18 protein-coding genes are annotated in these 21,871 nt (G+C 73.3%); 6 read left to right on the forward strand and 12 right to left on the reverse strand.

What is annotated here, in order from left to right:
* Positions 1–228: 228 nt before the first annotated feature.
* Together ACFYO5_RS37285 and ACFYO5_RS37290 are read right to left on the reverse strand one after the other, a co-directional pair.
* Positions 229–2,499 (reverse strand): MMPL family transporter, encoded by a 2,271-nt coding sequence (locus ACFYO5_RS37285; RefSeq protein WP_388718043.1) that lies wholly within the window; start codon positions 2,497–2,499, stop codon positions 229–231.
* Between the two features lie 151 nt (positions 2,500–2,650).
* Positions 2,651–3,256, reverse strand: coding sequence for a TetR/AcrR family transcriptional regulator (locus ACFYO5_RS37290; RefSeq protein WP_356569924.1), 606 nt, complete (start codon positions 3,254–3,256; stop codon positions 2,651–2,653).
* Between the two features lie 155 nt (positions 3,257–3,411).
* Between ACFYO5_RS37290 and ACFYO5_RS37295 the strand changes: the two genes are divergently transcribed.
* Positions 3,412–6,948 (forward strand): S41 family peptidase, encoded by a 3,537-nt coding sequence (locus tag ACFYO5_RS37295; protein ID WP_388718047.1) that lies wholly within the window; start codon positions 3,412–3,414, stop codon positions 6,946–6,948.
* Positions 6,949–7,268: 320 nt separating this feature from the next.
* Here ACFYO5_RS37295 and ACFYO5_RS37300 read toward each other — a convergent pair whose 3' ends face one another.
* From ACFYO5_RS37300 to ACFYO5_RS37315, 4 genes are all read right to left on the reverse strand, one after another.
* Positions 7,269–7,469 carry a hypothetical protein gene (locus ACFYO5_RS37300; RefSeq protein ID WP_388718049.1) on the reverse strand — a complete coding sequence of 67 codons (201 nt, stop codon included), beginning with the start codon at positions 7,467–7,469 and terminating at the stop codon, positions 7,269–7,271.
* Between the two features lie 89 nt (positions 7,470–7,558).
* The gene (locus ACFYO5_RS37305; RefSeq protein ID WP_356569927.1) at positions 7,559–8,443 is read right to left on the reverse strand and encodes an SDR family oxidoreductase; all 885 of its coding nucleotides are present in this window, start codon (positions 8,441–8,443) and stop codon (positions 7,559–7,561) included.
* Positions 8,440–9,351 carry an alpha/beta fold hydrolase gene (locus ACFYO5_RS37310; protein ID WP_388718052.1) on the reverse strand — a complete coding sequence of 304 codons (912 nt, stop codon included), beginning with the start codon at positions 9,349–9,351 and terminating at the stop codon, positions 8,440–8,442. The genes ACFYO5_RS37305 and ACFYO5_RS37310 overlap by 4 nt, the downstream gene beginning before the upstream one ends.
* Positions 9,348–10,868 (reverse strand): flavin-containing monooxygenase, encoded by a 1,521-nt coding sequence (locus ACFYO5_RS37315; protein WP_388718055.1) that lies wholly within the window; start codon positions 10,866–10,868, stop codon positions 9,348–9,350. Before ACFYO5_RS37315 ends, ACFYO5_RS37310 begins: the two co-directional genes overlap by 4 nt.
* Positions 10,869–11,034: 166 nt before the next feature.
* On the opposite strand from ACFYO5_RS37315, the gene ACFYO5_RS37320 reads away from it, so the two are divergent.
* Entirely contained in the window at positions 11,035–11,679 is a 645-nt protein-coding gene (locus ACFYO5_RS37320; protein ID WP_356569930.1) for a MerR family transcriptional regulator, read from the forward strand.
* 207 nt (positions 11,680–11,886) lie between these two features.
* Here the strand turns inward: ACFYO5_RS37320 and ACFYO5_RS37325 are convergent, their stop codons facing one another.
* A complete protein-coding gene (locus tag ACFYO5_RS37325; protein WP_356569931.1) occupies positions 11,887–12,711 on the reverse strand; it encodes an exodeoxyribonuclease III in 825 nt (274 codons plus the stop codon).
* A 59-nt stretch (positions 12,712–12,770) separates the two neighbouring features.
* Between ACFYO5_RS37325 and ACFYO5_RS37330 the strand changes: the two genes are divergently transcribed.
* Positions 12,771–13,253 (forward strand): GNAT family N-acetyltransferase, encoded by a 483-nt coding sequence (locus ACFYO5_RS37330; RefSeq protein ID WP_388718059.1) that lies wholly within the window; start codon positions 12,771–12,773, stop codon positions 13,251–13,253.
* Here the strand turns inward: ACFYO5_RS37330 and ACFYO5_RS37335 are convergent.
* Entirely contained in the window at positions 13,243–13,854 is a 612-nt protein-coding gene (locus tag ACFYO5_RS37335; RefSeq protein WP_388718061.1) for a LuxR C-terminal-related transcriptional regulator, read from the reverse strand. The genes ACFYO5_RS37330 and ACFYO5_RS37335 overlap by 11 nt on opposite strands.
* Positions 13,855–13,878: 24 nt before the next feature.
* Between ACFYO5_RS37335 and ACFYO5_RS37340 the strand changes: the two genes are divergently transcribed.
* Both ACFYO5_RS37340 and ACFYO5_RS37345 read left to right on the forward strand, forming a co-directional pair.
* Positions 13,879–15,027, forward strand: a complete 1,149-nt coding sequence (locus ACFYO5_RS37340) for an ABC transporter permease (protein WP_388718064.1) — start codon at positions 13,879–13,881, stop codon at positions 15,025–15,027.
* A 120-nt stretch (positions 15,028–15,147) separates the two neighbouring features.
* Positions 15,148–15,693 carry a class IV adenylate cyclase gene (locus tag ACFYO5_RS37345; RefSeq protein WP_388718067.1) on the forward strand — a complete coding sequence of 182 codons (546 nt, stop codon included), beginning with the start codon at positions 15,148–15,150 and terminating at the stop codon, positions 15,691–15,693.
* 113 nt (positions 15,694–15,806) lie between these two features.
* On the opposite strand, the gene ACFYO5_RS37350 is transcribed toward ACFYO5_RS37345, so the two are convergent.
* Positions 15,807–16,454, reverse strand: coding sequence for a response regulator transcription factor (locus tag ACFYO5_RS37350; protein WP_356569937.1), 648 nt, complete (start codon positions 16,452–16,454; stop codon positions 15,807–15,809).
* Entirely contained in the window at positions 16,439–17,680 is a 1,242-nt protein-coding gene (locus tag ACFYO5_RS37355; protein ID WP_356569938.1) for a sensor histidine kinase, read from the reverse strand. The genes ACFYO5_RS37350 and ACFYO5_RS37355 overlap by 16 nt, the downstream gene beginning before the upstream one ends.
* Before the next feature lie 173 nt (positions 17,681–17,853).
* Between ACFYO5_RS37355 and ACFYO5_RS37360 the strand changes: the two genes are divergently transcribed.
* A complete protein-coding gene (locus ACFYO5_RS37360) occupies positions 17,854–19,845 on the forward strand; it encodes a serine hydrolase domain-containing protein (protein WP_388718070.1) in 1,992 nt (663 codons plus the stop codon).
* Between the two features lie 89 nt (positions 19,846–19,934).
* Here the strand turns inward: ACFYO5_RS37360 and ACFYO5_RS37365 are convergent, their stop codons facing one another.
* Entirely contained in the window at positions 19,935–20,165 is a 231-nt protein-coding gene (locus tag ACFYO5_RS37365) for an acyl-CoA carboxylase subunit epsilon (protein ID WP_356569940.1), read from the reverse strand.
* A 14-nt stretch (positions 20,166–20,179) separates the two neighbouring features.
* Positions 20,180–21,376 (reverse strand): methionine adenosyltransferase, encoded by a 1,197-nt coding sequence (gene metK, locus ACFYO5_RS37370; RefSeq protein ID WP_356569941.1) that lies wholly within the window; start codon positions 21,374–21,376, stop codon positions 20,180–20,182.
* Between the last annotated feature and the right edge of the window lie 495 nt (positions 21,377–21,871).

The following is a 21,871-nucleotide window of genomic DNA, read 5'->3' on the forward strand; positions in this document are numbered from 1 at the left end:
GGCGAACGGATTGGCCCCGACGCCCGGACACGAGAGGGCCGCACGCGAGAGGGCCCGATACGAGAAGGCCGGACACGAGAAGGCCGGACACGAGAAGGCCGCACGCGAGAAGGCCGGACACGAGAAGGCCGCACGCGAGAAGGCCGGACACGAGAAGGCCGGTGAGGACGCCCCGTCCCCACGGAGCCCTCACCGGCCGTCCCTTCACCGCGCCCGCTCAGCGCGGCGTCATGTGCGGACCAGTTCCCGGTCGTTGTCCGCGTCGGGGTCGGCGTTCCGGGAGTCGAGGGCCCTGAGGCCCTCGCCCTCGACGTCCACGTCGGGCAGCGCCCGGTCCAGCCACTTCGGCAGCCACCAGGCCTTCTCGCCGAGCAGGGCCAGGACGGCCGGGACGATCGCCATGCGGACCACGAACGCGTCGAAGAAGACGGCGATCGCCAGTCCGAAGCCAATCATCTTGATCATCTGCTCGCCGGCGGTGATGAAGCCGCCGAAGACGGCCATCATGATGACCGCGGCGGCGGCCACGACCCGTGAGCTGTGCCGGAACCCGGTGACGATGGCCTGGGCCGGCGTCTCGCCGTGGACGTGAGCCTCCCGTATCCGGGTCACGAGGAACACCTCGTAGTCCATCGCGAGACCGAAGACCACGCCGACCATGAAGATCGGCATCATCGACATGATGGGGCCGGGCTCCTCGACGCCGAGCAGGCCGCCGAGCCAGCCCCACTGGAAGACCGCGACGACGGCGCCGAGCGCGGCGAGCACGCTGAGCAGGAAGCCGAGGGCCGCCTTCAGCGGGACCAGGACGGAGCGGAAGACGACGATGAGGAGGAGGAAGGCCAGGCCCACCACCAGGCCCAGGTAGGGGATCAGCGCCTCGTTGAGCTTCTGCGAGAAGTCGATGTTCATCGCGGTGGTGCCGGTGACCAGGACCTCCGCGCCGGTGTCGGCCTTGATGCCGGTGCCCTCGGCACGGATGGCGTGCACCAGGTCCTCGGTCTGCGCCGAGGACGGCTTGGAGTTCGGTATCACGGTGATCGTCGCGGTGTCGCCGGCCTTGTTGAAGGCGGCCGGAGTGACCGTCACGACGTCCTCGAGGCCCTTGATCCCGGCGGTGACGGTGGAGACCGCCGCCTTCGGGTCGTCGCTCTGCCGGGCGTCGACGACGATCATCAGGGGGCCGTTGAAGCCGGGACCGAAGCCGTCCGACAGCAGGTCGTACGCCCGGCGCTGGGTGGTGGACGTCGGCTGCGAGCCGTCGTCGGGCAGGCCCAGTTCCAGGCCGGTCGCCGGGACGGCGATCGCCCCGAGACCGACCACGCCGAGCAGCAGGACGGCGGCCGGGCGGCGGATGACGAAGCTCGCCCAGCGGGTGCCGAGGCCGGGCTTCGCCGGCGTCCGAGGCTTCTCGGACTCCTTCGGGGAGTCCTGGGGACCGTCCGTCCGCGCGGCCTCGCGGGCGCCGCGCGGCCGGCGCTTCTCGCCCGCCGGACGGATCCTCCGGCCCGCGAAGCCGAGCAGCGCCGGGATCATGGTGAGGGCGATGAGGACGGCCACGACGACCGTGCCGGCCGCGGCGAGGCCCATCTTGGTGAGCATCGGCACGTTGACGACCGCGAGGCCCGCCAGGGCGATCACGACGGTGAGGCCGGCGAAGACCACGGCCGATCCGGCGGTGCCGGCGGCACGGCCCGCCGCCTCCTCACGGTCCCGGCCGTCGGCGAGTTCGCCGCGGTAGCGGGAGACGATGAACAGCGCGTAGTCGATGCCGACGGCGAGGCCGATCATCAGCGCGAGGGTGGAGGTGGTGTCGCCGAGGTCGAGCGCCTTGGCGAGGGCGGTGATGGTGGAGACGCCGATGCCGACGCCGATGACCGCGGTCAGCAGCGGGAGTCCGGCCGCGACCAGCGAGCCCAGGGTGATGACGAGGACGACGGCGGCGATGGCGAGGCCGACGATCTCACCGGCCGCTCCCGGCTCGGCCCCGGCCTGGAGGGCGTCACCGCCGATGTCGACGGTCAGTCCGGTGGCCCGTGCGTCGTCGCCGGCCGCTTCCAGGGCGTCCCTGGTCGCGTCGGCGAGTTCCATGCCGGGGGTGTCGTACTTCACCGACGTGTAGGCGACCGTGCCGTCCTCGCTGACGGCGTCCGTGGTGAACGGGTCGGTGACCGAGACGACCTCGGAGCCGTCGCTCAGTTCCTTGACGGTCTTCGCGACGGTCGCCCGGTTGCCGGCGTCCGTCATCTTCTCGCCCTCGGGCGCCTTGAAGACGATGCGTCCGGTACCGCCGTCGGCGCTGGCGCCGGGGAACCGCTGTTCCAGCAGGTCGAAGGCCTTCTGCGCCTCGGTTCCCGGCATGGAGAAGGAGGTGGTGCCCGGGGTGGGCGCGGAGGCCGCGCCGACGCCCGCGAGCGTCAGCAGGGCGACCCATATCAGGGCGACGAAGTGCCGGCGCCGGAAGGCGAACCGGCCGAGTGTGTAGAGGAACGTGGCCACGGAGGCGTACTCCCGGTCAGGTCGTGGTGCGGGGGTGCCGGGGTTCCGGCACAGGCCCCAGGGGCAGGGTTGACCAACCCGGCGGGGAGGCAGGGGTGATCGGCCCGACGACGAGAGCGGTGACGTCAGGAAGGGCGGACCGCGGGGACGGTCAGGGGGTGGTGGGGACGCCGAGGGCGGGGAGGACCACGGCGTCGATGTACGAGATGAGGAAGGCCTGGGTCGGCGGCTGGTCGTCGAGCATGTTGCGGGCCGCGAACGCCCCGATCATCATGTGCGGCAGGTAACCGATCGCGGGGTTGTCCGCACGGAGTTCCCCACGGTCGATGGCGCGCTGGAGGACCAGGCGGAACTCCGCCATCTCCGGCTCGACCAGATGCTCCCGGAACGCCGTGAGGAGGTCCGGGTCGGCGTGGGTCGCCATGGCCAGAGCCCGCATCAGCGCGGAGTCCTGCTCCATCTGGCAGTCGTCCGAACGCAGCGTGAGCGCGTGCAGGTCGCCCGCGAGCGATCCGGTGTCGACCGAGCCTGCGGCGGGGCCCGGCTTGCCGTGCCGCACCGCCTTGGCCACCAGGTCCGCCTTGCCGCCCCACTGGCGGTAGAGCGTGGCTTTGCTGGAACGGGTGCGGGCGGCGACGGCGTCCATGGTCAGGGCGTCGTAACCGACCTCGCGGAGCAGGTCGAGCACGGCCCCGTACAGCTCGGCCTCGCGCTCGGGTGTGATGCGACTGCGACGCGCCGTTGCGATCTCAGTCATGCGGCTCACCTTCCGACTCCGGCACGGACTCGTCCCGTACACGTTGAAGATACCCCGAGAACATGCGAAACGAAACCGTTTCGTACGTGCCCTGGCTCACGTCTGTCACCACCACATAAGTTGCCCGGCCCCTTGCGCCGGAAAAGCATGGAAACGTGACCTACCTGCGCCTGCCCCACCTCAGCGGTGACCAGTTGTGCTTCGTGGCCGAGGACGACCTCTGGCTGGCCCCGCTCGACGGACCCGGCCGCGCCTGGCGGCTCACCGCCGACCGCACCAAGACCGGCCATCCCCGCTTCTCGCCCGACGGCGGCCGGATCGCCTGCACCAGCTGGCGCAGCCTCGTGCCGGAGATCCACCTGATCCCCGTGGACGGCGGTCCCGGACGGCGGCTGACGTACTGGGGCAGCCCCGACACCCGCGTCTGCGGCTGGACCCCCGACGGCGACATCCTCGCCGTCGCCTCCCACGGCGAACCCTTCTCCTACTTCACCTGGGCCTACAAGGTCTCCCCCGACGGCTCCCCCGGCCGCAAACTGCCCTGGGGCCCGGTCGCCGACCTCCAGAGCGCCGACCTCGACGGCGAACGCCGCACCCTTCTGCTCACCGGCACCCCGCCGCACGAACCGGCCGCCTGGAAGCGGTACCGGGGCGGCGCCACGGGCCGGCTCTGGCTGCACGGACAACGGCTGCTCGCCGACCTCGCGGGCCACCTCGCCGCCCCCATGCTCGTCGGCGGCCGGGTCGCCTTCCTCTCCGACCACGAAGGCGTCGGCAACCTCTACTCCTGCGCCCACGACGGCTCCGACCTGCGCCGGCACACCGACCACGACGCCTTCTACGCCCGCAACGCCGCCAGCGACGGCAGCCGCGTGGTGTACCAGTGCGCCGGGGACCTGTGGATCGTCGACGACCTGTCCCCGGACTCCCGGCCCCGCCGGATCGACGTACGGCTGAGCGGGCCGCGGACGGGGCGGCGGCCGTACCAGATCCCGGCCGCGCAGCACGTGGACGGCGTCTCGGTCGACGAGACGGGGCGGGCGAGCGCCGTCGTCGTGCGCGGCAGCCTGTACTGGCTCACCCACCGCGACGGGCCCGCCCGGACGATCACCGACACACCCGGGGTACGGGTCCGGCTCCCGGAGATGCTCGGCTCGGGCGGGCAGGTCGCCTATGTGACGGACGCGGAGGGCGAGGACGCCGTCGAGATCGCCTACCTGCCGCGCGCGAGCGGCGACCGCGCCCCGCGCCGCCTGGCCTCCGGCGGCCTGGGCCGGGTCCTGGAGATGGTGTCCGACCCGGCGGGAGAACGGCTGGCGATCGCCTCCCACGACGGCCGCCTCCTGCTCGTCACGGTGTCCGACGGGGTGGCGGACGCGGCGGAGGCAGTGGAGGCGGGGGAGGAAGACGGGCCGGCCGCGGAGGAGGCGGAGGCGGACGGACCGGCCGAGGCGGAGGACCCTGGGGAATCGGGCGGTTCGAGCGGTTCGGACGGCTCCGGCAGCTCGGGCGGCTCCGGCAGCTCGGGCGGTTCCAGCAGCTCCAGCAACTCCGACGGCTCCGCCAGTGAGGGCGGCTCCGACGGCGAGGGCGGCTCCAGCGGCCCCGGCGGCCCCGGCGGCTCCAGCGGCCCCGGCGGCCCCGGCGGTGAGGTCGTCGAGCTGGTCCGGTCGGTCAACGGGCCTGTGCGCGATCTCGCGTTCTCGCCGGACGGCGCCTGGCTGACCTGGTCGCATCCGGGGATCGGGCGGTCGCTGCGGCAGATCAGGATGGCCCGGATCCCCGGCCCCGACCAGGGCGACGGGCCGATCGTCGACGTCACGAACGGGCGCTTCGAGGACGAGAACCCGGTCTTCACCCGCGACGGCCGCTATCTCGCCTTCCTCTCCTGGCGCGGCTTCGACCCGGTCTACGACGTCCACACCGGCGACCTCTCCTTCCCCCTCGGCTGCCGCCCGTACCTGGTGCCGCTGAACTCCGCGACCCCGTCGCCCTTCGCCCTCACCCCCGAGGGACGGCCGGCCGCCGGCGGGCTCGACCCGGTGGAGGACGAGGGCGGCGACGGCACGGTCACCGTCGAGGTCGAGGGGCTGGCGAGCCGGGTGACGCCGTTCCCGGTGCCCGCCTCCAAGTACTCGGCGCTGTTCCCGGTCGCGGGCGGCGGCCTGGTCTGGCTGCGCTGGCCGATCTCCGGGGCGCTCGGCGAGACCTTCGCCAACCCGGACGACATGAGCGGGCGGCCGACGCTGGAGTACTTCAACCTCGGCAGGGCGAAGAAGTCCGAACTCGTCGAGCACCTCGACTGGTTCGCGGTCAGCGGGGACGGCAGCCGGCTGGTCGTCGTCGACGAGGGCGAGCTGCGCGCGGTGCCCGCCACCGAGTCCGGGGATGCCGACTCCACGGTCTGGATCGACCTGCGCCGCATCCTGCACGAGGCCGACCCGGGCGCCGAGTGGCGGCAGGCCTACGCGGAGGCGGGCCGGCTCATCCGCGCCCACTTCTGGGATCCGGGGATGTGCGGCATCGACTGGGACGCGGTCCTCGACCAGTACCGGCCCCTGGTCGAACGGGTCGCCTCCCCCGACGAGTTCGCGGACCTGCTGCGGGAGGTGCTCGGCGAACTCGGCACCTCCCACGCCTACGTCACCGCCGCCCGCCGCAACGAGGGCCCGCCCCACTACCAGCGCCGGCAGGGCCTCCTGGGCGCGAACCTGGTGTGCCGGGACGGCCGTTGGACCGTCAAGCGGATCCTGCCCGGCGACTCCTCCGACTCCAAGGCGCGCTCACCGCTGGCCGGGACCGGCATCCGCGAGGGCGCGGTGCTCACCCATGTCGACGGCCGCCCGGTGGACCCGGTCACCGGTCCCTACCCGCTGCTGGCGGGAGCGGGCGGTACGACGGTGGAGCTGACGTTCACCCCCGCCGAGGGCGGGTCCGGGCGGGCCCGGCGGGTCGCCGTCGTCCCCCTCCTGGACGAACGGCCGCTGCGCTACCAGGACTGGGTGGCCAAACGGCGCGAAGTGGTGCGGGAGTTGAGCGGCGGACGGTGCGGCTATCTGCACATCCCCGACATGGGCGGCTCCGGCTGGGCCCAGTTCAACCGCGACCTGCGGATGGAGGTGTCCCGGCCCGCGCTGATCGTGGACGTCCGCGGCAACGCGGGCGGGCACATCAGCGAACTCGTGGTGGAGAAGCTGACCCGCACCATCCTCGGCTGGGACCTCACCCGCGACGCCCAGCCCGTGTCGTACGCCTCCAACGCGCCCCGCGGCCCCGTGGTCGCCCTCGCCGACGAGGCGACCTCCTCCGACGGCGACATGATCACGGCCGCGTTCAAGCTGCTGGGACTCGGGCCGGTGGTGGGGCAGCGGACCTGGGGCGGGGTCGTCGGCATGACCGGACGGCACCGGCTCGGCGACGGGTCGGTCATCACCGTGCCGATGAACGCGGCCTGGTTCGACGGCTACGGGTGGTCCGTGGAGAACCACGGGGTCGCCCCCGACCTGGAGGTGCTGCGGACCCCGCTGGACTGGGCGGAGGGGCGGCACGCGCAGCTCGACGACGCGGTGTCGCTGGCGCTGGCCCTGCTGGAGGCGGAGCCGCCGGCGTCCCCGCCGAGCCTCGCCGACGTGCCCGACCGGTCCCGTCCGCGACTCGCTCCGCGGTTCGCTCCGCGGGGGGACGGGTTGTGACTCACCGCGGGCCGGTGGGGGCTGGTCGCGCAGTTCCCCGCGCCCCTTGAGGAGCTGCACCGCCGCCCACTCAGAGGCGCGGCGAACTGCGCGACCAGCCACCCACTCCCCCCACCCACACAGGGGCGCGGGGAACCGCGCACCCAGCCACCACTCACCCCCACAAGACAACACACCCCCGCCCACACAGGGGCGCGGGGAACCGCGCACCCAGCCCCCACTCACCCGCACCCGACAACGCGCCCCCGCTTGCACAACGAGCGCGGGGTGCCCCCCGGAAACGGGGGGCACCCCTCTGCGCTCAAGCCCAGCGGCCAGCGTTACCGCATCGCCTCGGGGTCGAAGTCCGCGTCGTAGCGGTCCTCCTCGTCCCGGACCGTGCGCTGCGGGTCCTGCTCGCGCTCACGCTCACCACGCTGCCGGCCGCGCTCCTTGGCCTGTTCCCTCGTCTCGTCCATCTTCTGCTTGGCCTTGTCCTGCCACTGCTCGGCCTGGTCCTGGAACTTGTCCTTCATACCCATGTGGGTTCACTCCCGAATGAGGGTGAGGGGGATGGCCCTTGGTCGGGCCTCGACCAGATTCACACGGCAGAACATTCCGCGCATTTCGATCAACTACGCTGCGTAGCGCGCGCCTGTTCGTCGGCCGCGCCCCCCGCCCCGACCAGGCCCGTCCGCATGCCCCGCAGCCGGGGCTCGAACCGCTTCATCTCCCGTTGCCCGACCGTTCCGATGAGCCCCGGCAGGTGTCCGCGGATCCCCTGCATCCCCCGCAGCCACCACTGTCCGTACACGTGCGAGGAGCGCCGCTCGATCCCCGCGACGATCCGGTCCACGGCCGGGCCCAGCGGGTACGTCTTGTTGGACGGCCAGGGCAGCCGCTGCCGCAACTCCCGCATCACGTCCTCCTGGTCGGCGCCGCGCACCATGTCGGTGTCGGTCCAGGAGAGGTAACCGACGCCCACCCGGACGCCCTTGTGGCCGACCTCGGCGCGCAGGCAGTGCGCGTACGCCTCCACGCCCGACTTGGACGCGCAGTACGCCGTCATCATCGGGGCCGGGGTGATCGCCGCGAGGGAGGCGATCTGGAGGAGGTAGCCGCGGCTCTCCGTCAGCGCCGGCAGGAAGGCGCGGGCGGTGACGGCCGAGCCGATGAGGTTGACCTCGATGACCCGGCGCCAGGCGTCCGGGTCGGAGTCGACGAACGGACCGCCGGTGGCGACACCCGCGTTGGCGACCACGAGGTCCACCTTGCCGAAGCGCTCCTTCACCTCCTGGGCGACGCGGGCCATGGCCACGTGGTCGGTGACGTCGGCATACCAGTGGTCGGCGTCGCCGTGCAGCCGTTCCGCGACCCGCTTGAGCGCGTCCGGCTCCAGGCCGACCAGCGCCACGCTCGCCCCGCGCGCGGAGAGCTTGCGCGCGAGGAGTTCACCGACGCCCCGCGCGGCGCCGGTGACGACCGCGACCTGTCCTTCGAGGCTCACCTTGGTCATGCGCCCTCCTTCTTGGCTATGTGGGTGGTGACGAGGTCCCGGATCGCGCCGGTGACCGGCTCGGGCGCCTCCACCGGGATCATGTGGCCGAGGCCGGGCAGCTCCGTGAGGCCGACGCAGACCGGCAGCGCCTCGGCGAGCCGGCGGGCGTGCACGGGCGGCGTCATCCGGTCCGCCGAGCCCACGATCACCGCCGTCGGCACCCGCAACTCCCGTACCGCGTGGTCGAGATCGAGCAGGTCGAGGACGTTCGACCAGGCGTGCCGGACCCGGCGCGGGCAGGCGTGCACGATCCGGGCGCACACCTCCACCATGTGCGGGGCCGAACCGGCGCCCATCGTGGCGTACTTGAGGATCCGGCGGGCGAGCGGCGTGACCGGGCCGAGGGGCGCGCGCGAGCCGAGGATGTGCCCGGTCAGCCAGGTGCGCAGCCGGCCGGGCCGGATCGGTACGACGGTGGACTCGGCGACCAGCCGCGAACTGCCCGTGCTGCACAGCAGGACGGCCGCCGCGTGGGCGCGGAACACGGGACGGGCGGACGCGGCCATGATGGTCATGCCGCCCATGGAGTGCCCGGCGATCACGGCCCGCTCGCCCGGCGCGAGGGTCGCGGTGAGCACGGCCTCCAGGTCGTCGGCGAGCATGTCGACGCTGCACGCGGGGCTGGCCGGGGTACGGCCGTGACCGCGCTGGTCGTAGGCGATGACCCGGTGGTCGGTGGACAGGGCGCGGATCTGCGCCGCCCAGAACGCGGTCGAGCAGGTCCAGCCGTGCGCGAGGACGACCGTCGGGGCGGAGTCCGGGCCGTGCACCTCGACGTGCAGTTCGGTGCCGTCGGCGGAGCGGGCGGTCAGGACGCGGGCGGGCGTGGGCGGGACGTACGGGCCGAGGGCGACGGTGGTCGTCACGCGGTCACCTCCGGCAGCTCGGTGCGGTCCGCGCTCTCCTGGGCGTCCGGGGCGCGCAGGACCTCGTACTCGGCGAGGTCCACCCGCCGGGTCGCGCGGCGGAACTCGCTCGTGGTGCCCGGCCAGATGGTGGTGTTGCGGCCGCCGGCGTCCAGGTACCAGCTGGTGCAGCCGCCGGTGTTCCACACCGTGCGCCTCATACGGTCCTGCACGCGCCGGTTCCAGGCGTGCACGGCGCTCGGGCGAGCGTCCAGGGCCGCCCGGCCGCCGAGGGCGTCCAGCTGACGGAGGTAGTCGGCCAGGTAGTTCAGCTGGGACTCGATCATGAGGATCATGGAGGAGTTCCCGAGGCCGGTGTTGGGGCCGATGATCGTCATCCAGTTGGGGAATCCGGCCGCGGAGGCGCCGCGGAGGGACTCCATGCCGTCCTTCCAGCTCTCCGCGAGGGTCCGCCCGTCGGCGCCGACGACCCGCTCGGCGATCGGCATGTCCGTGACGCGGAAGCCGGTGCCGAAGACGATCGCGTCGGCCTCCGCCTCGCTGCCGTCGGCGGCGACCAGGGTGTTCCCGCGGATCTCCCGCAGGCCGCTCGCCACCACGTCCACGTTCGGGCGGGTGAGCGCCGGGTAGTACTCGCTGGACAGCAGGATCCGCTTGCAGCCGATGCGGTAGTCCGGGGTGAGTTTGGCGCGCAGGGCCGGGTCCTTCACGGCGCGGGCCATGTTCTTCTTGGCGAGCCGCTCGACGAAGCCGAGTTCGTTCGGGCGCTTGGTGAAGGCCTGCACCTGGAGTTCGCGGATGCCCCACAGGAGTCCGCGGCGGGCCTGTGCGGTGATGGGCAGCCGCCTGTGCAGCCAGCGCTCGGCCCCGCTGATGGCCCGGTCCATGCGGGGCATCACCCACGGCGGGGTGCGCTGGAAGAGGGTGAGGCGGCCGACCTCGGGCTGGATGGCGGGCACGATCTGGATGGCCGAGGCGCCCGTGCCGACCATCGCGACGCGCTTGCCGGTGAGGTCGTAGTCGTGGTCCCAGCGCGCGGAGTGGAAGACCTTGCCGGGGAAGGAGTCCAGACCGGGAATCTCGGGGATCTTCGGGTCGGACAGCGGCCCGGTCGCGGAGACGACGACATCGGCCGAGAGCGAGCCCCCGGCCGTCTCGATGTCCCAGCGCAGCCGCTCCGGGTTCCAGGTCATCCGTTCGACCTCGGAGTCGAAGCGGATGTGCGGGCGCAGCCGGTGGACGTCCGCGACGTGCTCCAGATAGGCGCGGATGTGCTCCTGTCCGGAGAAGGCGCGCGGCCAGTCGGGGTTGGGCGCGAAGGAGAAGGAGTACAGGTGGGACGGCACGTCACAGGCGCACCCCGGGTAGCTGTTGTCCCGCCAGGTGCCGCCGACGCCGCTCGCCCGCTCCAGGACGACGAAGTCGGTGATCCCCTCCCGGCGCAGCCGGACCGCGGCCCCCAGGCCGCCGAACCCGGACCCGATCACCGCCACCCGCACATGCTCGTGTTCCGTCATCCCGACGCCTCCTCGCCTCGCGACACTGCGACACCCATGTCATGACTCCGCGCTTCCGCGACCCTGCCAGTGAACACTGGCGCAATCGGAGCGTAGAGCAGCCCCGTACTGATGGGTAGGGGCCGGGGGAGGGAAAGTTACCGTCGGTACGACATAGGCTTCCCGGGTGACCGACAAGCGGGAGTACCGGACGGAGGAGCTGGCCAGGGAGGCCGGCATCACGGTGCGCACCCTGCGCTTCTACCGCGAACGCAAACTGCTCGCGCCGCCCCGGCGCCAGGGCCGTATCGCCTGGTACGACGACCACCACCTGGCCCGCCTGCGCACGATCGCGGCGCTGCTGGAACGCGGCCACACCCTGACCGGCATCGCCGAACTCGCCGACGCCCTCGACCACGGCCGCGACGTCGCCGACCTGCTCGGCGTCGGCGGCCCCACCGAGGAGGAGCCGGTCCGCCTCACCCCGGAGGAACTCGCCGCCCGCTTCGAGGGCCAGGTCACCCCGGACAACCTCGCCGCCGCCCTCGACCTCGGCTACCTGGGCACCGACGGCGACGAGATCGTCCACATCAGCCGCCGCCTGCTGGACGTCTCCGCCGCCCTGGTCCGCGAGGGGATCCCGCTGGCCGAGGTCCTCACCGCGGGCGCCCGCGTCCGCGACCACGCCGACGCCCTCGCCGAACTCTTCACCGCCGTGATCCTCCGTCACGCGGGCGAGGAGGCCCTGCCCCGCCTGCGCCCGCTGGCGCGCAGCGTGGTGGAGGCGGAACTCTCCCTGGCGCTGGACCGGCGGTTGCGGAAGCACCCGTAGGACGCCGGCCACGAGAGCGGGACGACGACGGCAGCGACGACAACGACGACAGTGACCGAAGCGACCGCGGTGACCGCGGTGACCGCGGTGACCGCGGTGACGGATCGCGGCGCCCGGAGCGTCACCGTCCCGGGCCCGCGCGCCTTCGGCGCCCGCGCCCGCACGCCCGTCGTGACATCGCGAACGGCGTCCGTCACGTCGCGTTCGTCACATCGCGAACGTCACCGTGACGGGCGCGTGGTCCGACCATCGCTCCCCGTGGCTGGCAGCCCGTTCCACGACCGCCTTCACGGCCCGCGCCGCGAGCCCGGGGGTGGCCACCGCCAGGTCGATCCTCCACCCCGAGTCGTTGTCGAACGCCCGCCCCCGGTACGACCACCACGTGTACGGGCCCTCCACGTCCGGGTGCAGCCCCCGCACGACGTCGACGTAGCCGCCCGCCTCGGGGGCGAGGACCTGGGTCAGCCAGTCGCGTTCCTCGGGGAGGAAACCGGAGTTCCTGGTGTTGGAGCGCCAGTTCCTCAGGTCGGCCTGCTGGTGGGCGATGTTCCAGTCGCCGCAGACCAGGACCTCACGGCCGTCGGCGGCGGCGCGTTCGCGCAGGCCCTTGAGGTAGGCCGCGAACTCGCCCATGAAGCGGACCTTCTCGTCCTGGCGGTCGGTGCCGACCTCGCCGGACGGGAGGTAGAGGGAGGCGACCGTCACACCCGGCAGGTCGGCCTCGACGTAGCGGCCGCTGGTGTCGAACTCGGTGGACCCGAAGCCGATGCGGACGGCGTCCGGTTCGCGGCGGGTGTAGAGGGAGACGCCGGCGCGGCCCTTGGCGGCGGCGGGGGCGTGGGTGACGTGCCAGCCCTCGGGCGCGCGGACCGTCTCCGGGAGTTGGTGGGGTTCGGCGCGCACCTCCTGGAGGCACAGCACATCGGCGGAGGTGTCGGCGAGCCACTCCACGAAGCCCTTCTTCGCGGCGGCCCGCAGCCCATTCACGTTCACACTGGTCACGGTCAGCACCCGGGCACGATACCGGCACACTGGACCGGGTCCAGATTTTCCACCGACGCCTACCGATGCATGGATGTACCGTGAGCCGCATGAATATACGCCGGGTCCCCTTCGACCACCCCGACGCCGTCAAGCTGAACGACGAGGTCCAGGCCGAGTACCACGAGCGCTACGGCGACGGCGGTGACGCCACCGTACTGGCGCCCGCGGACTTCGATCCGCCGCGCGGCGTGTACCTCATCGCCTATGACGAGCTGGACCGGCCGGTCGCCACCGGCGGTTGGCGCAGCCAGGACGAGAACGGCGAGGGCAACCAGGACGGGGACGCCGAACTCAAGCGGATGTTCGTGGTCAAGGAGGCGCGGGGGCGCGGGCTGGCCCGGCGGATGCTCGCCCTCCTGGAGGAGGACGCCCGCGCGGCCGGCCGGATCCGCATGGTGCTGGAGACCGGCACCGAGCAGCCGGAGGCCATCGCGCTGTACACCTCCAGCGGCTACGAGCCGTGCACCAGGTTCGGCTACTACCGCTGCCACGAGGCCAGCCTCTGCTTCGCCAAGCCCCTCAACTCCTGAGGTAGGCCAGGACCGCCAGCACCCTGCGGTGGGTGTCGTCCGCCGGGGGCAGGTCCAGCTTGGTGAGGATGCCGCCGATGTGCTTGCCGACGGCCGCCTCGGAGACGACCAGGGCCCGCGCTATCGCGCCGTTGGACCTGCCCTCCGCGACCAGCGCCAGGACCTCCCGTTCGCGCGGGGTGAGCCGGGCCAGCGGGTCGCGGCGGCGGCGCAGCAACTGGCGTACGACCTCCGGGTCGACGACCGTGCCGCCCGAGGCGACCTCGGTGAGCGCGTCGACGAACTGCTCGACCTGGCCGACGCGGTCCTTGAGGAGGTAGCCGACTCCGGTGCCGTCGCCGGAGTCGAGGAGCTCGGCGGCGTAGGCGCGCTGGACGTACTGGCTGAGGACGAGGACGGGCAGGCCGGGATGGCCCTGGCCGGTGCGGGCGTCGCGTCCTGGCGGGCCGGGCGGACCGCGCCCACGCGCGCGCTGCGCGAGGCGGCGGTGGACGGGCGGACGCCGCCGTGGGGGCGCCTGGTGTGCGGGGCGGCCCTCCTCCTCACGGCCGCCGCGACCCTCGCGTACGCCCTGGTCACCGATCCGGGCGAGCTGCTGCACCGCAAGACGTACATCGTGCGGCCGATGCTGCTGATCACGGCGACGGCGCTCCTCGCGCCCCTTCTCGTACGGCCGTTGGTGCCCCGGCTGCCGGGCACGACGGGTCTGCTGGTGCGGGCGCACGCCGTCGCCGGGGTCCGGCGCACCGCGGCCGTCGCGGCGCCGGTGCTGGTGACGGTGGCGCTCGCGGGCTCCCTGCTCGGCGCGACGGCCACACTGGACGAGGCCGGGGCGGCGGAGGTGCGGCAGCGGACGGCGGCCGACTTCGTGGTGACGGACGTCGCCGAGGGCGCGCTGGAGGAGCTGCGGCGGGTGCCGGGCGCGGTGGCGTACCCGTCCGCCGCGACCGCCGTGTACGCCTTGGAGGACGGGGTGGCGCTGGTCCGTTCGCCGGCGCGGGCGGTGGCACCGGAGGCGCTCGCGGGGACCGTACGGCTGCCGGTCGTGGCCGGCCGGGCGGCGGACCTGGACGACGGGTCGATCATCGTGAACCAGGAGTGGGCCGAGCACCGGGTGGGGCGGTCGGTGCGGGTGTGGCTCGGGGACGGGACACCGAGGACGCTGCGCGTCGCCGCCGTGCTGGCCACCGGGACCGGCGACAACGGTGCCTACGTCACCGCCGCGAACGCGGGCGGGGCGGACCTCGACCGGGTCGACGTGCGGGTGCGCGCGGGGGCCGATCCGGCGGCGGTCGCGTCCGGGCTGCGGGCGGTCGACGGGGTACGGGTCTGGTCCAGGCAGGAGTGGGTGGGGGCGAGTCACCCCGCCACCGGGCGTACGACCCGGCTCGGCACGCTGCTCGTCCTGGGCATCGCGCTCCTCTACACCGGCATCGCCCTCGCCAACACCCTCGTCATGGGCGCCGCCGAGCGCGGCCGGGACCTGGCGGCGCTGCGGCTGGCCGGGGCGACCGGCGGGCAGGTCCTGCGGTGGGCCGCCGCCGAGGCGCTGACCGTGGTGGCGGTGGGCGCGGTACTGGGGCTGGCGGTGACGGTCGTCGATCTGGCCGGCATGGCGGGCGCGCTGGGCCTGCTGTCGGCGCCGGTGACGGTGGTCGTGCCCTGGGCGCCGCTCGGGTGGACGACGGGGGCCTGCGCACTGGTCGCGGTGACGGCGGCGGTGCTACCGACAGGTCGGGCGCTGCGCAAGTCGCCCGACACGACGGTAACTTGAGGACGACCGGAGCGGCCGCGGGCCCGGCGGCCGTCGTCGTCATCGTCGTCATCGTCATCGTCATCGTCATCGACGACGGGCTGCGCGCGCTGGACCGAACACAGAGGCGGAGGCAGAGGCATGACGGCACAGACCGAGTACGAGACCAAGGCTCTGGACATCGACCCGGCCGAGATGGCGCGGCGCATCGCCGCCGCCGGAGGAACTCACGTGGCGGACCGCGTGATGCGCCGGTACGTGTACGACATCGCACCCGGCGATCCCCACCGCTGGATCCGGCTGCGCGACACCGGCAGCGAGGTGACCCTGTGCGTCAAGGAGATCACCTCCGACGCCGTGGACGGCACGCGGGAGACCGAGACGACCGTGGGCGACTTCGACACCGCCGACGCCCTCCTCGGCAGCCTGGGCTTCACCGCGAAGGCGTACCAGGAGAACCGGCGCTCCTCATGGCTGCTGGACGGAGTCCGGCTGGAGATCGACTCCTGGCCGCTGATTCCGCCGTACCTGGAGATCGAGGGCGACGACGCGGAGGCGGTATGGGCGACGGCCGAGCGCCTCGGCCTGGACCGCGCGGCGCTGACGAGCCAGAACACCACCGCGGTGTACGCCCGCTACGGCATCGACCTGGCTGCCCACCCGCACCTGCGCTTTCCCTCTCGCTGACGACCGGCCGCAAGGCGCTCGCGCGGGCATCGCGCCGGGCTCACCTCAGAAACGCCCGCGCGGGCCTCGCGCCGGGCTCACTTCAGAAACACCCGCACGGGCCTCGCACGGGCTCACTTCAAAAACGCCAGAACCGCCAGGACCCGCCGGTTGGCGTCGTCGGAGACCGGCAGGTCGAGTTTGGCGAAGATGTTCGAGGTGTGCTTGATGACGGACCGCTCGGTGATCACGAGGGCCCCGGCGATCGAGGCGTTGGAGCGGCCCTCGGCCATCAGCGCCAGGACCTCCCGCTCGCGCGGGGTGAGGCGGGCGAGGGAGCCGGTGGGGCCGTTGCTGTCCTTGGCGAACAACTTGGCGACGACGTCGGGGTCCATCGCGGTGCCGCCGGCGGCGACCCGGCGGACGGACTCCACGAACTGGTCGGGGTCGAAGACACGGTCCTTGAGGAGGTAGCCGATGCCTCCGCTGCCGTCGGCGAGCAGCTCACGCGCGTAGAGCTGCTCGACGTACTGGGAGAGGACCAGCACCGGCAGGCCCGGGACCTGCCTGCGGGCCTGGAGGGCGGCCTGGAGGCCCTCGTCGGTGAAGCTGGGCGGGAGGCGTACGTCGACGACCGCGACGTCGGGCCGCTCGTCGACGAGGGCCCGTAAGAGGCTGGGCCCGTTGTCGACGGCGGCCACGATCTCGAAGTCGTACGCCTCCAGCAGCCTCACCAGGCCGTCACGCAGGAGGAAGAGGTCTTCGGCTAGGACAACGCGCAAGGGATCTCCAGGGTCAGGGTGGTGGGTCCGCCCACCGGGCTGTGGACCGCCAGCACTCCGTCGAAGGCGGCGAGGCGGCGCTCGATGCCGCGCAGGCCGGTGCCGCGCGAGGGGTCGGCTCCGCCCTGGCCGTCGTCGCTGACCTGGGCGCGGATCCGGCCGTCGGCGTACCAGAGGTCGACGGCGACGTGGGTCGGGGAGGCGTGCTTGGCGGCGTTGGTGAGGGTCTCGGAGACGGCGAAGTAGAGGGCGGACTCGACGGGGGCGTCGGCGCGGCCGGGCAGGTCGGCGGTGACGGAGACGTCGAGCGGGCTGTCCAGGGCGAGGGCGCGGACGGCGTCGGCGAGACCGCGGTCGGCCAGGACCGGCGGGTGGATGCCGCGGATCAGGTCGCGCAGCTCGGTCAGGGCGCTGGCGGAGGCCTTGCGGGTGTCGGCGAGGATCGCGCGGACCGCCTCCGGGTCCTTGGCGAGGAGCTGCTCGGCGACGCCGAGGTTCATGCCGAGGGCGACGATGCGGGCCTGGGCGCCGTCGTGCAGGTCACGCTCGATGCGGCGCAGTTCCGCGGCGGAGCTGCTGACGACCTCGGAGCGGGTGCGGGTGAGGTGCAGGACCTTGCGGGAGGTCTCGGTGGGGGCGAGGAGGGTGCGGGCGAGCTGGGCGTGGGCACGCATCAGGGCGGGCGCCGAGACCAGGCCGATCAGCAGGGTCGGGATGCCCAGGCCGAGGGCGTACAGCGCGCTCCGGCTGTCGGTCACCTTGACGAACCAGTACCAGTTGTTGCCGCCGTTGCCGCTGATGTCCTCCCACAGCATGGGCATGAGCAGACCGAAGACGCCGAACGCGATCAGGGTCAGCGGCAGCAGGACCAGGGCGATCCCCACGACCGGGTTGACCAGCATCCAGGCCAGGTCCCGCCAGGTCGCCGGGTCGGTGAGGATCCACTGGGTGCGGGCCCACCAGCTCTTGAGACCGCCCTCGCGGGGCGGCTCCGGCAGGTAGGGCTCGGGAATGCCGCCCTCCAGGCGGGCGCCGGCCAGCCGACGGGTGACGTTGACCGTGCCTCGGGCGGCGACCGCGGCCGCCGGGATGAGGAAGAGGCCGATGCCCGCCCCGAGCAGGGAGACCGCCGTGACCAGCAGGGAGAAGAAGAAGACCTCGACGACGGCCAGTCCGGCCAGCGGAAGCCCGGCGACTGCGGTACGCGCGTCCTTGGCGATGTTCATGCCACAACTCCTGAGATCTGGCGGCTCGTTGCCGCCGTACGTGTTACATCCTGGTGCGCCACGTGCCGCCGATCACGGGACCATTGTCCCCTCTCTGGGGGTGTACCTGGGTACCCCCCGGACACCACACAGGGCCATGGGGCGCGACGGCGGCGGCGGGTGGAATGGAAGGCATGACGAGCCGAGAGCGAATCCTCATCCTGGTGGCGGTCGTGGCGACCGCCGTCCTGTGCGTGGTGAACCCGGCCGCCGCGGACGGCCGTTCGGGCCCCGGCGCCGGCGCCGGTACGGCGTCGGCACGGCAGGGCGGGAGCCTGTCCGCGCTGCTGGACGACCTGGTGCCCAGGCAGCTGGCCGACTACCGCATCCCCGGCGCCTCCGTCGTCGTCGTGGATCGCGACGGGCAGACGCTGACCAAGGGATACGGCCTGGCCGACGTGGAGCGCAAGGTGCGCAGCGACCCGCGGCGCACCGGCTACTTCATGGCCTCCGAGGCCAAGCTGTTCACGGCGGTCGCCGTGCTCCAGCAGGTGGAGAAGGGCAAGCTGAACCTGGACGCCGACGTCAACCGGTACCTGACCGCCTTCAAGATCAAGGACAGCTACCCGGGTCACCCGGTGACGGTACGTCATCTCCTCACGCACACCGCCGGGTTCGACACCAGCATCCTCGGCCGCGGCGGCACCTCCCCCGAGCCGGCCGGCGCCCTCGGCGAGAGCCTCGACAAGCACCAGCCGAAGCGGGTACGGCCGCCCGGCGAGGTGGCGAGCTACGACAACTACGGTGTCGCACTCGCCGGTTACCTGGTCGAACGGGTCACCGGGACCCCCTTCGCCACCTACGTCGACCGAGCCGTCCTCAGCCCTCTCGGCATGACCCGCACCACCTTCGCGCGGCCCGACGCCCGCACCACCGACGCCCTCGCCCTCGGCTACCGGCCCGACGGCGGCCGGCAGCGCGCCGAGGACGGCCAGTACGGCGCCTGGACGCCGACCGGCGCCGGCGCCGTCACCACCGCCGCCGACATGGGCCGCCTGATGAGCGCCCTGCTCGACGACGGCGGCCCCGTCCTCACCCGCGCCTCCACCCGCGCCATGCTGCACCGCCAGTTCGCCAACGACCCCCGGCTGCCCGGCATCGGCTACCTGCTGGAGGAGCGCCTGCGGGCCGGAGAGCGCATGTGGGTGAAGGACGGCGACCTGCCCGGCTTCCACGGCAACCTGGCGCTGCTCCCCGCCTCCGGGGTCGGCGTGTACGTCGTCTACAACGGTGACGGCGTCGACGGCAGCGCCTCCTACGCCGGCCAGGAACTGGTCAACCGGGTGGCCGACCGGCTCGGTGACGGCGGCAAGGGCGCCGCTGCCACCCCCTCCGCCACGGCCGACCGGGGCGAGCCCGCGGGCAGGCCCTCGGCCGGCGCCACCGCCCGGCTCACCCAGCAGGGCGAGGCGGCCTCCTCGCCCTACTCCGGCTACTACCGCACCACCCGCACCAGCACCTCCGACCTGACCCGGGTCGCGGCCCTCACCACCTCCGTGCACGTCACCGCCGGCGAGGACGGCTCCCTGACCACGACCGGGCTGGCCCGCGACCCGCGCGTCGGCGAGCAGCACTGGGTGCAGGTCGCACCGGGCGTCTTCCAGGAGCGCGCCGGACAGGACCGGATCGCCTTCCGCGACGACCGGCTGGCCCTGGCCTCCGACCCGACGCAGGTCTTCGAGAAGCTGCCCTGGTACCAGTCGCCGGCCCTGCACCAGCAGGCCCTGCTGGCCGGCCTCGCGGTCCTCGGCGCGGCCCTCCTGCTCCTCCCGCTGGTGGCGTACGTACGACGCCGCAAGGCCAAGGCGCCCGGTGGCCGGCTCGCCTGGACGCTGGCCTGGCTCACCGGCGCCATCCTCGCCACGGCCACGGTGTGCTTCGTCCGGCTCACCGGCGACGGCAACGCCCTCAACCGGACCGTCCTGGTGGGCGACTCGCCGCTGCTGACCCTGATCCCCCACCTGGTCGCCGCCGCGGCAGCCGCCACCGCGCTGCTCCTGATCTGCACGGTGGTGGCCTGGCGCCGGGGCTGGTGGCCGGTGGCCGGACGGGTCACCTACACCTGCCACGCCCTGGCGGCGACGGTCGTGGTCGGCCTGGGCGCGGCCTACGGCCTCCTGCCGTGACGCGGCCCGGCCCCATGCGGGGAGCCCGCCGCCTTCCGGGACGTATCCGGACGGCGGCGGGCTCACCGTGTGACAGCGGGGGGAAGCCGTCATCCGCGGTCCCGCCAGGAACCCGCGGTCCCGTACTCGCCCGGACGCCGACGCCACCACTCGGCCACCGAACGGGTGGCCTCCGTCGACTCGGGACGGGACTGGGTGAAGGCGTACAGCACGAGGGTCAGGGCGGCGAGTTCGGTCATGTCGGGATCGCCGGAGACGACCTCGAAGCGGGGCGCGGGAAGCCCCCCGGGCAACGGCAGCGCGGGCGGGTCGGTGTACACGGCCGGCTCCCCTCTCAGCCCAGGCCCGCGGCCGCGCGGAGCTTGTCGGCGCGGTCGGTGCGCTCCCACGTGAAGTCGGGCAGCTCGCGCCCGAAGTGGCCGTAGGCGGCGGTCTGCGCGTAGATCGGGCGCAGCAGGTCGAGGTCGCGGATGATGGCCGCCGGACGCAGGTCGAAGACCTCGGTGACGGCGTCCTTGATGCGGTCGACGGCCACCCGGGCGGTGCCGAACGTCTCGACGAACAGGCCGACCGGCTCGGCCTTGCCGATCGCGTAGGCGACCTGGAGTTCGCAGCGGTCGGCGAGGCCGGAGGCGACGACGTTCTTCGCGACCCAGCGCATCGCGTACGCCGCCGAACGGTCCACCTTCGACGGGTCCTTGCCGGAGAAGGCACCGCCACCGTGCCGGGCCATCCCCCCGTAGGTGTCGACGATGATCTTCCGCCCGGTCAGGCCGGCGTCCCCGGTCGGACCGCCGATCTCGAACCGGCCGGTCGGGTTGATCAGGACCCGGAAGTCATCGGTGACGAGGTCGACGCCGCTCTCGCGCAGGGCCGCCAACTCGGGCTCGATGACGTGCATCCGGACGTCCGGGGCGAGGAAGGTGTCCAGGTCGACGTCGGCGGCGTGCTGCGCGGACACGACGACCGTGTCCAGCCGGACCGGCCGGCTCCCCTGGTACTCGACGGTGACCTGCGTCTTCCCGTCGGGCCGCAGATAGGGGACGGTGCCGTCCTTGCGCACGGCCGTCAGCCGCCGCGCGAGCCGGTGCGCGAGCGACACCGGCAGCGGCATCAGCTCCGGGGTGTCCCGGCAGGCGTACCCGAACATCAGCCCCTGGTCCCCGGCCCCCTGCGCGTCCAGCGGATCGCCGACGGCGTCGTCGGCGTCCACACCCCGCGCGATGTCCGGCGACTGCTGCCCCAGGGACACGGAGACACCACAGGTGGCCCCGTCGAACCCCTTGACGGAGTGGTCGTACCCGATGTCCAGGATCTCCCGCCGCACGAGCGAGGCCACATCGAAACAGGCCGTGGAGGAAACCTCCCCCGCGAGATGCACCTGCCCCGTGGTGATCAGGGTCTCCACGGCGACCCGCGCGTACGGATCCTGCGCGAGATGAGCGTCGAGGACGGCATCACTGATCCGATCGGCGATCTTGTCGGGATGCCCCTCGGTGACGGATTCGGAGGTGAAGAGATGACGGGTCATGGGTGGGTTGCTCCTGGGTGGATGGGATGGGTGGGTGGAGCAGGGGGCGGGGGGTGGTGTGGGGGCTCCGCTCTGAGGGGGTGGGGCCCTGGGGGGGGCTGGGGTGCGGGGCGAAGCCCCGAGAGGGGTGCAGGGGACGAAGTCCCCGCCGGGGTCCGGGGCGGGAGCCCCGCGACGGCCGGTCTCGACCGACCGAGTCGGGCGGGCGGGTGGGAAAGGACGGGGCCCGGGGCACAGCCCCGCGACGGCCCCTCTCAACCAACCGAGTCGGGCGGGCGGGCGGGAAAGCACGGGGTCCGGGGCACAGCCCCGCGACGGCCCGTCTCGACCAACCGAGTCGGGGGGGGGGGGGGGGGGTGCGCCGGGGCGGGGGGGGGCCCCCCCCCCCCCCCCGCCCCCCCCCCCCCCCCCCCCCCCCCACCCCCCCCCCCCCCCCCCCCCCACACCCCCACCCCCCCCCCCCCCCAACCCCCCCCCCCGGGGCCCCCCCACCCA

The sequence above is a fragment of the Streptomyces sp. NPDC006259 genome, assembly GCF_042870975.1.
Classification (GTDB): domain Bacteria; phylum Actinomycetota; class Actinomycetes; order Streptomycetales; family Streptomycetaceae; genus Streptomyces.

What these genes read in the sequence shown, in the direction of transcription:
- ACFYO5_RS37290 (WP_356569924.1), bottom strand. Translation starts at nt 3,256, where the DNA reads ATGACTGAGATCGCAACGGCGCGTCGCAGTCGCATCACACCCGAGCGC.
- ACFYO5_RS37300 (WP_388718049.1), bottom strand. Translation starts at nt 7,469, where the DNA reads ATGGGTATGAAGGACAAGTTCCAGGACCAGGCCGAGCAGTGGCAGGAC.
- ACFYO5_RS37305 (WP_356569927.1), bottom strand. Translation starts at nt 8,443, where the DNA reads ATGACCAAGGTGAGCCTCGAAGGACAGGTCGCGGTCGTCACCGGCGCC.
- ACFYO5_RS37315 (WP_388718055.1), bottom strand. Translation starts at nt 10,868, where the DNA reads ATGACGGAACACGAGCATGTGCGGGTGGCGGTGATCGGGTCCGGGTTC.
- ACFYO5_RS37330 (WP_388718059.1), top strand. Translation starts at nt 12,771, where the DNA reads ATGAATATACGCCGGGTCCCCTTCGACCACCCCGACGCCGTCAAGCTG.
- ACFYO5_RS37340 (WP_388718064.1), top strand. Translation starts at nt 13,879, where the DNA reads ATGCTGCTGATCACGGCGACGGCGCTCCTCGCGCCCCTTCTCGTACGG.
- ACFYO5_RS37345 (WP_388718067.1), top strand. Translation starts at nt 15,148, where the DNA reads ATGACGGCACAGACCGAGTACGAGACCAAGGCTCTGGACATCGACCCG.
- ACFYO5_RS37355 (WP_356569938.1), bottom strand. Translation starts at nt 17,680, where the DNA reads ATGAACATCGCCAAGGACGCGCGTACCGCAGTCGCCGGGCTTCCGCTG.
- ACFYO5_RS37360 (WP_388718070.1), top strand. Translation starts at nt 17,854, where the DNA reads ATGACGAGCCGAGAGCGAATCCTCATCCTGGTGGCGGTCGTGGCGACC.
- metK (WP_356569941.1), bottom strand. Translation starts at nt 21,376, where the DNA reads ATGACCCGTCATCTCTTCACCTCCGAATCCGTCACCGAGGGGCATCCC.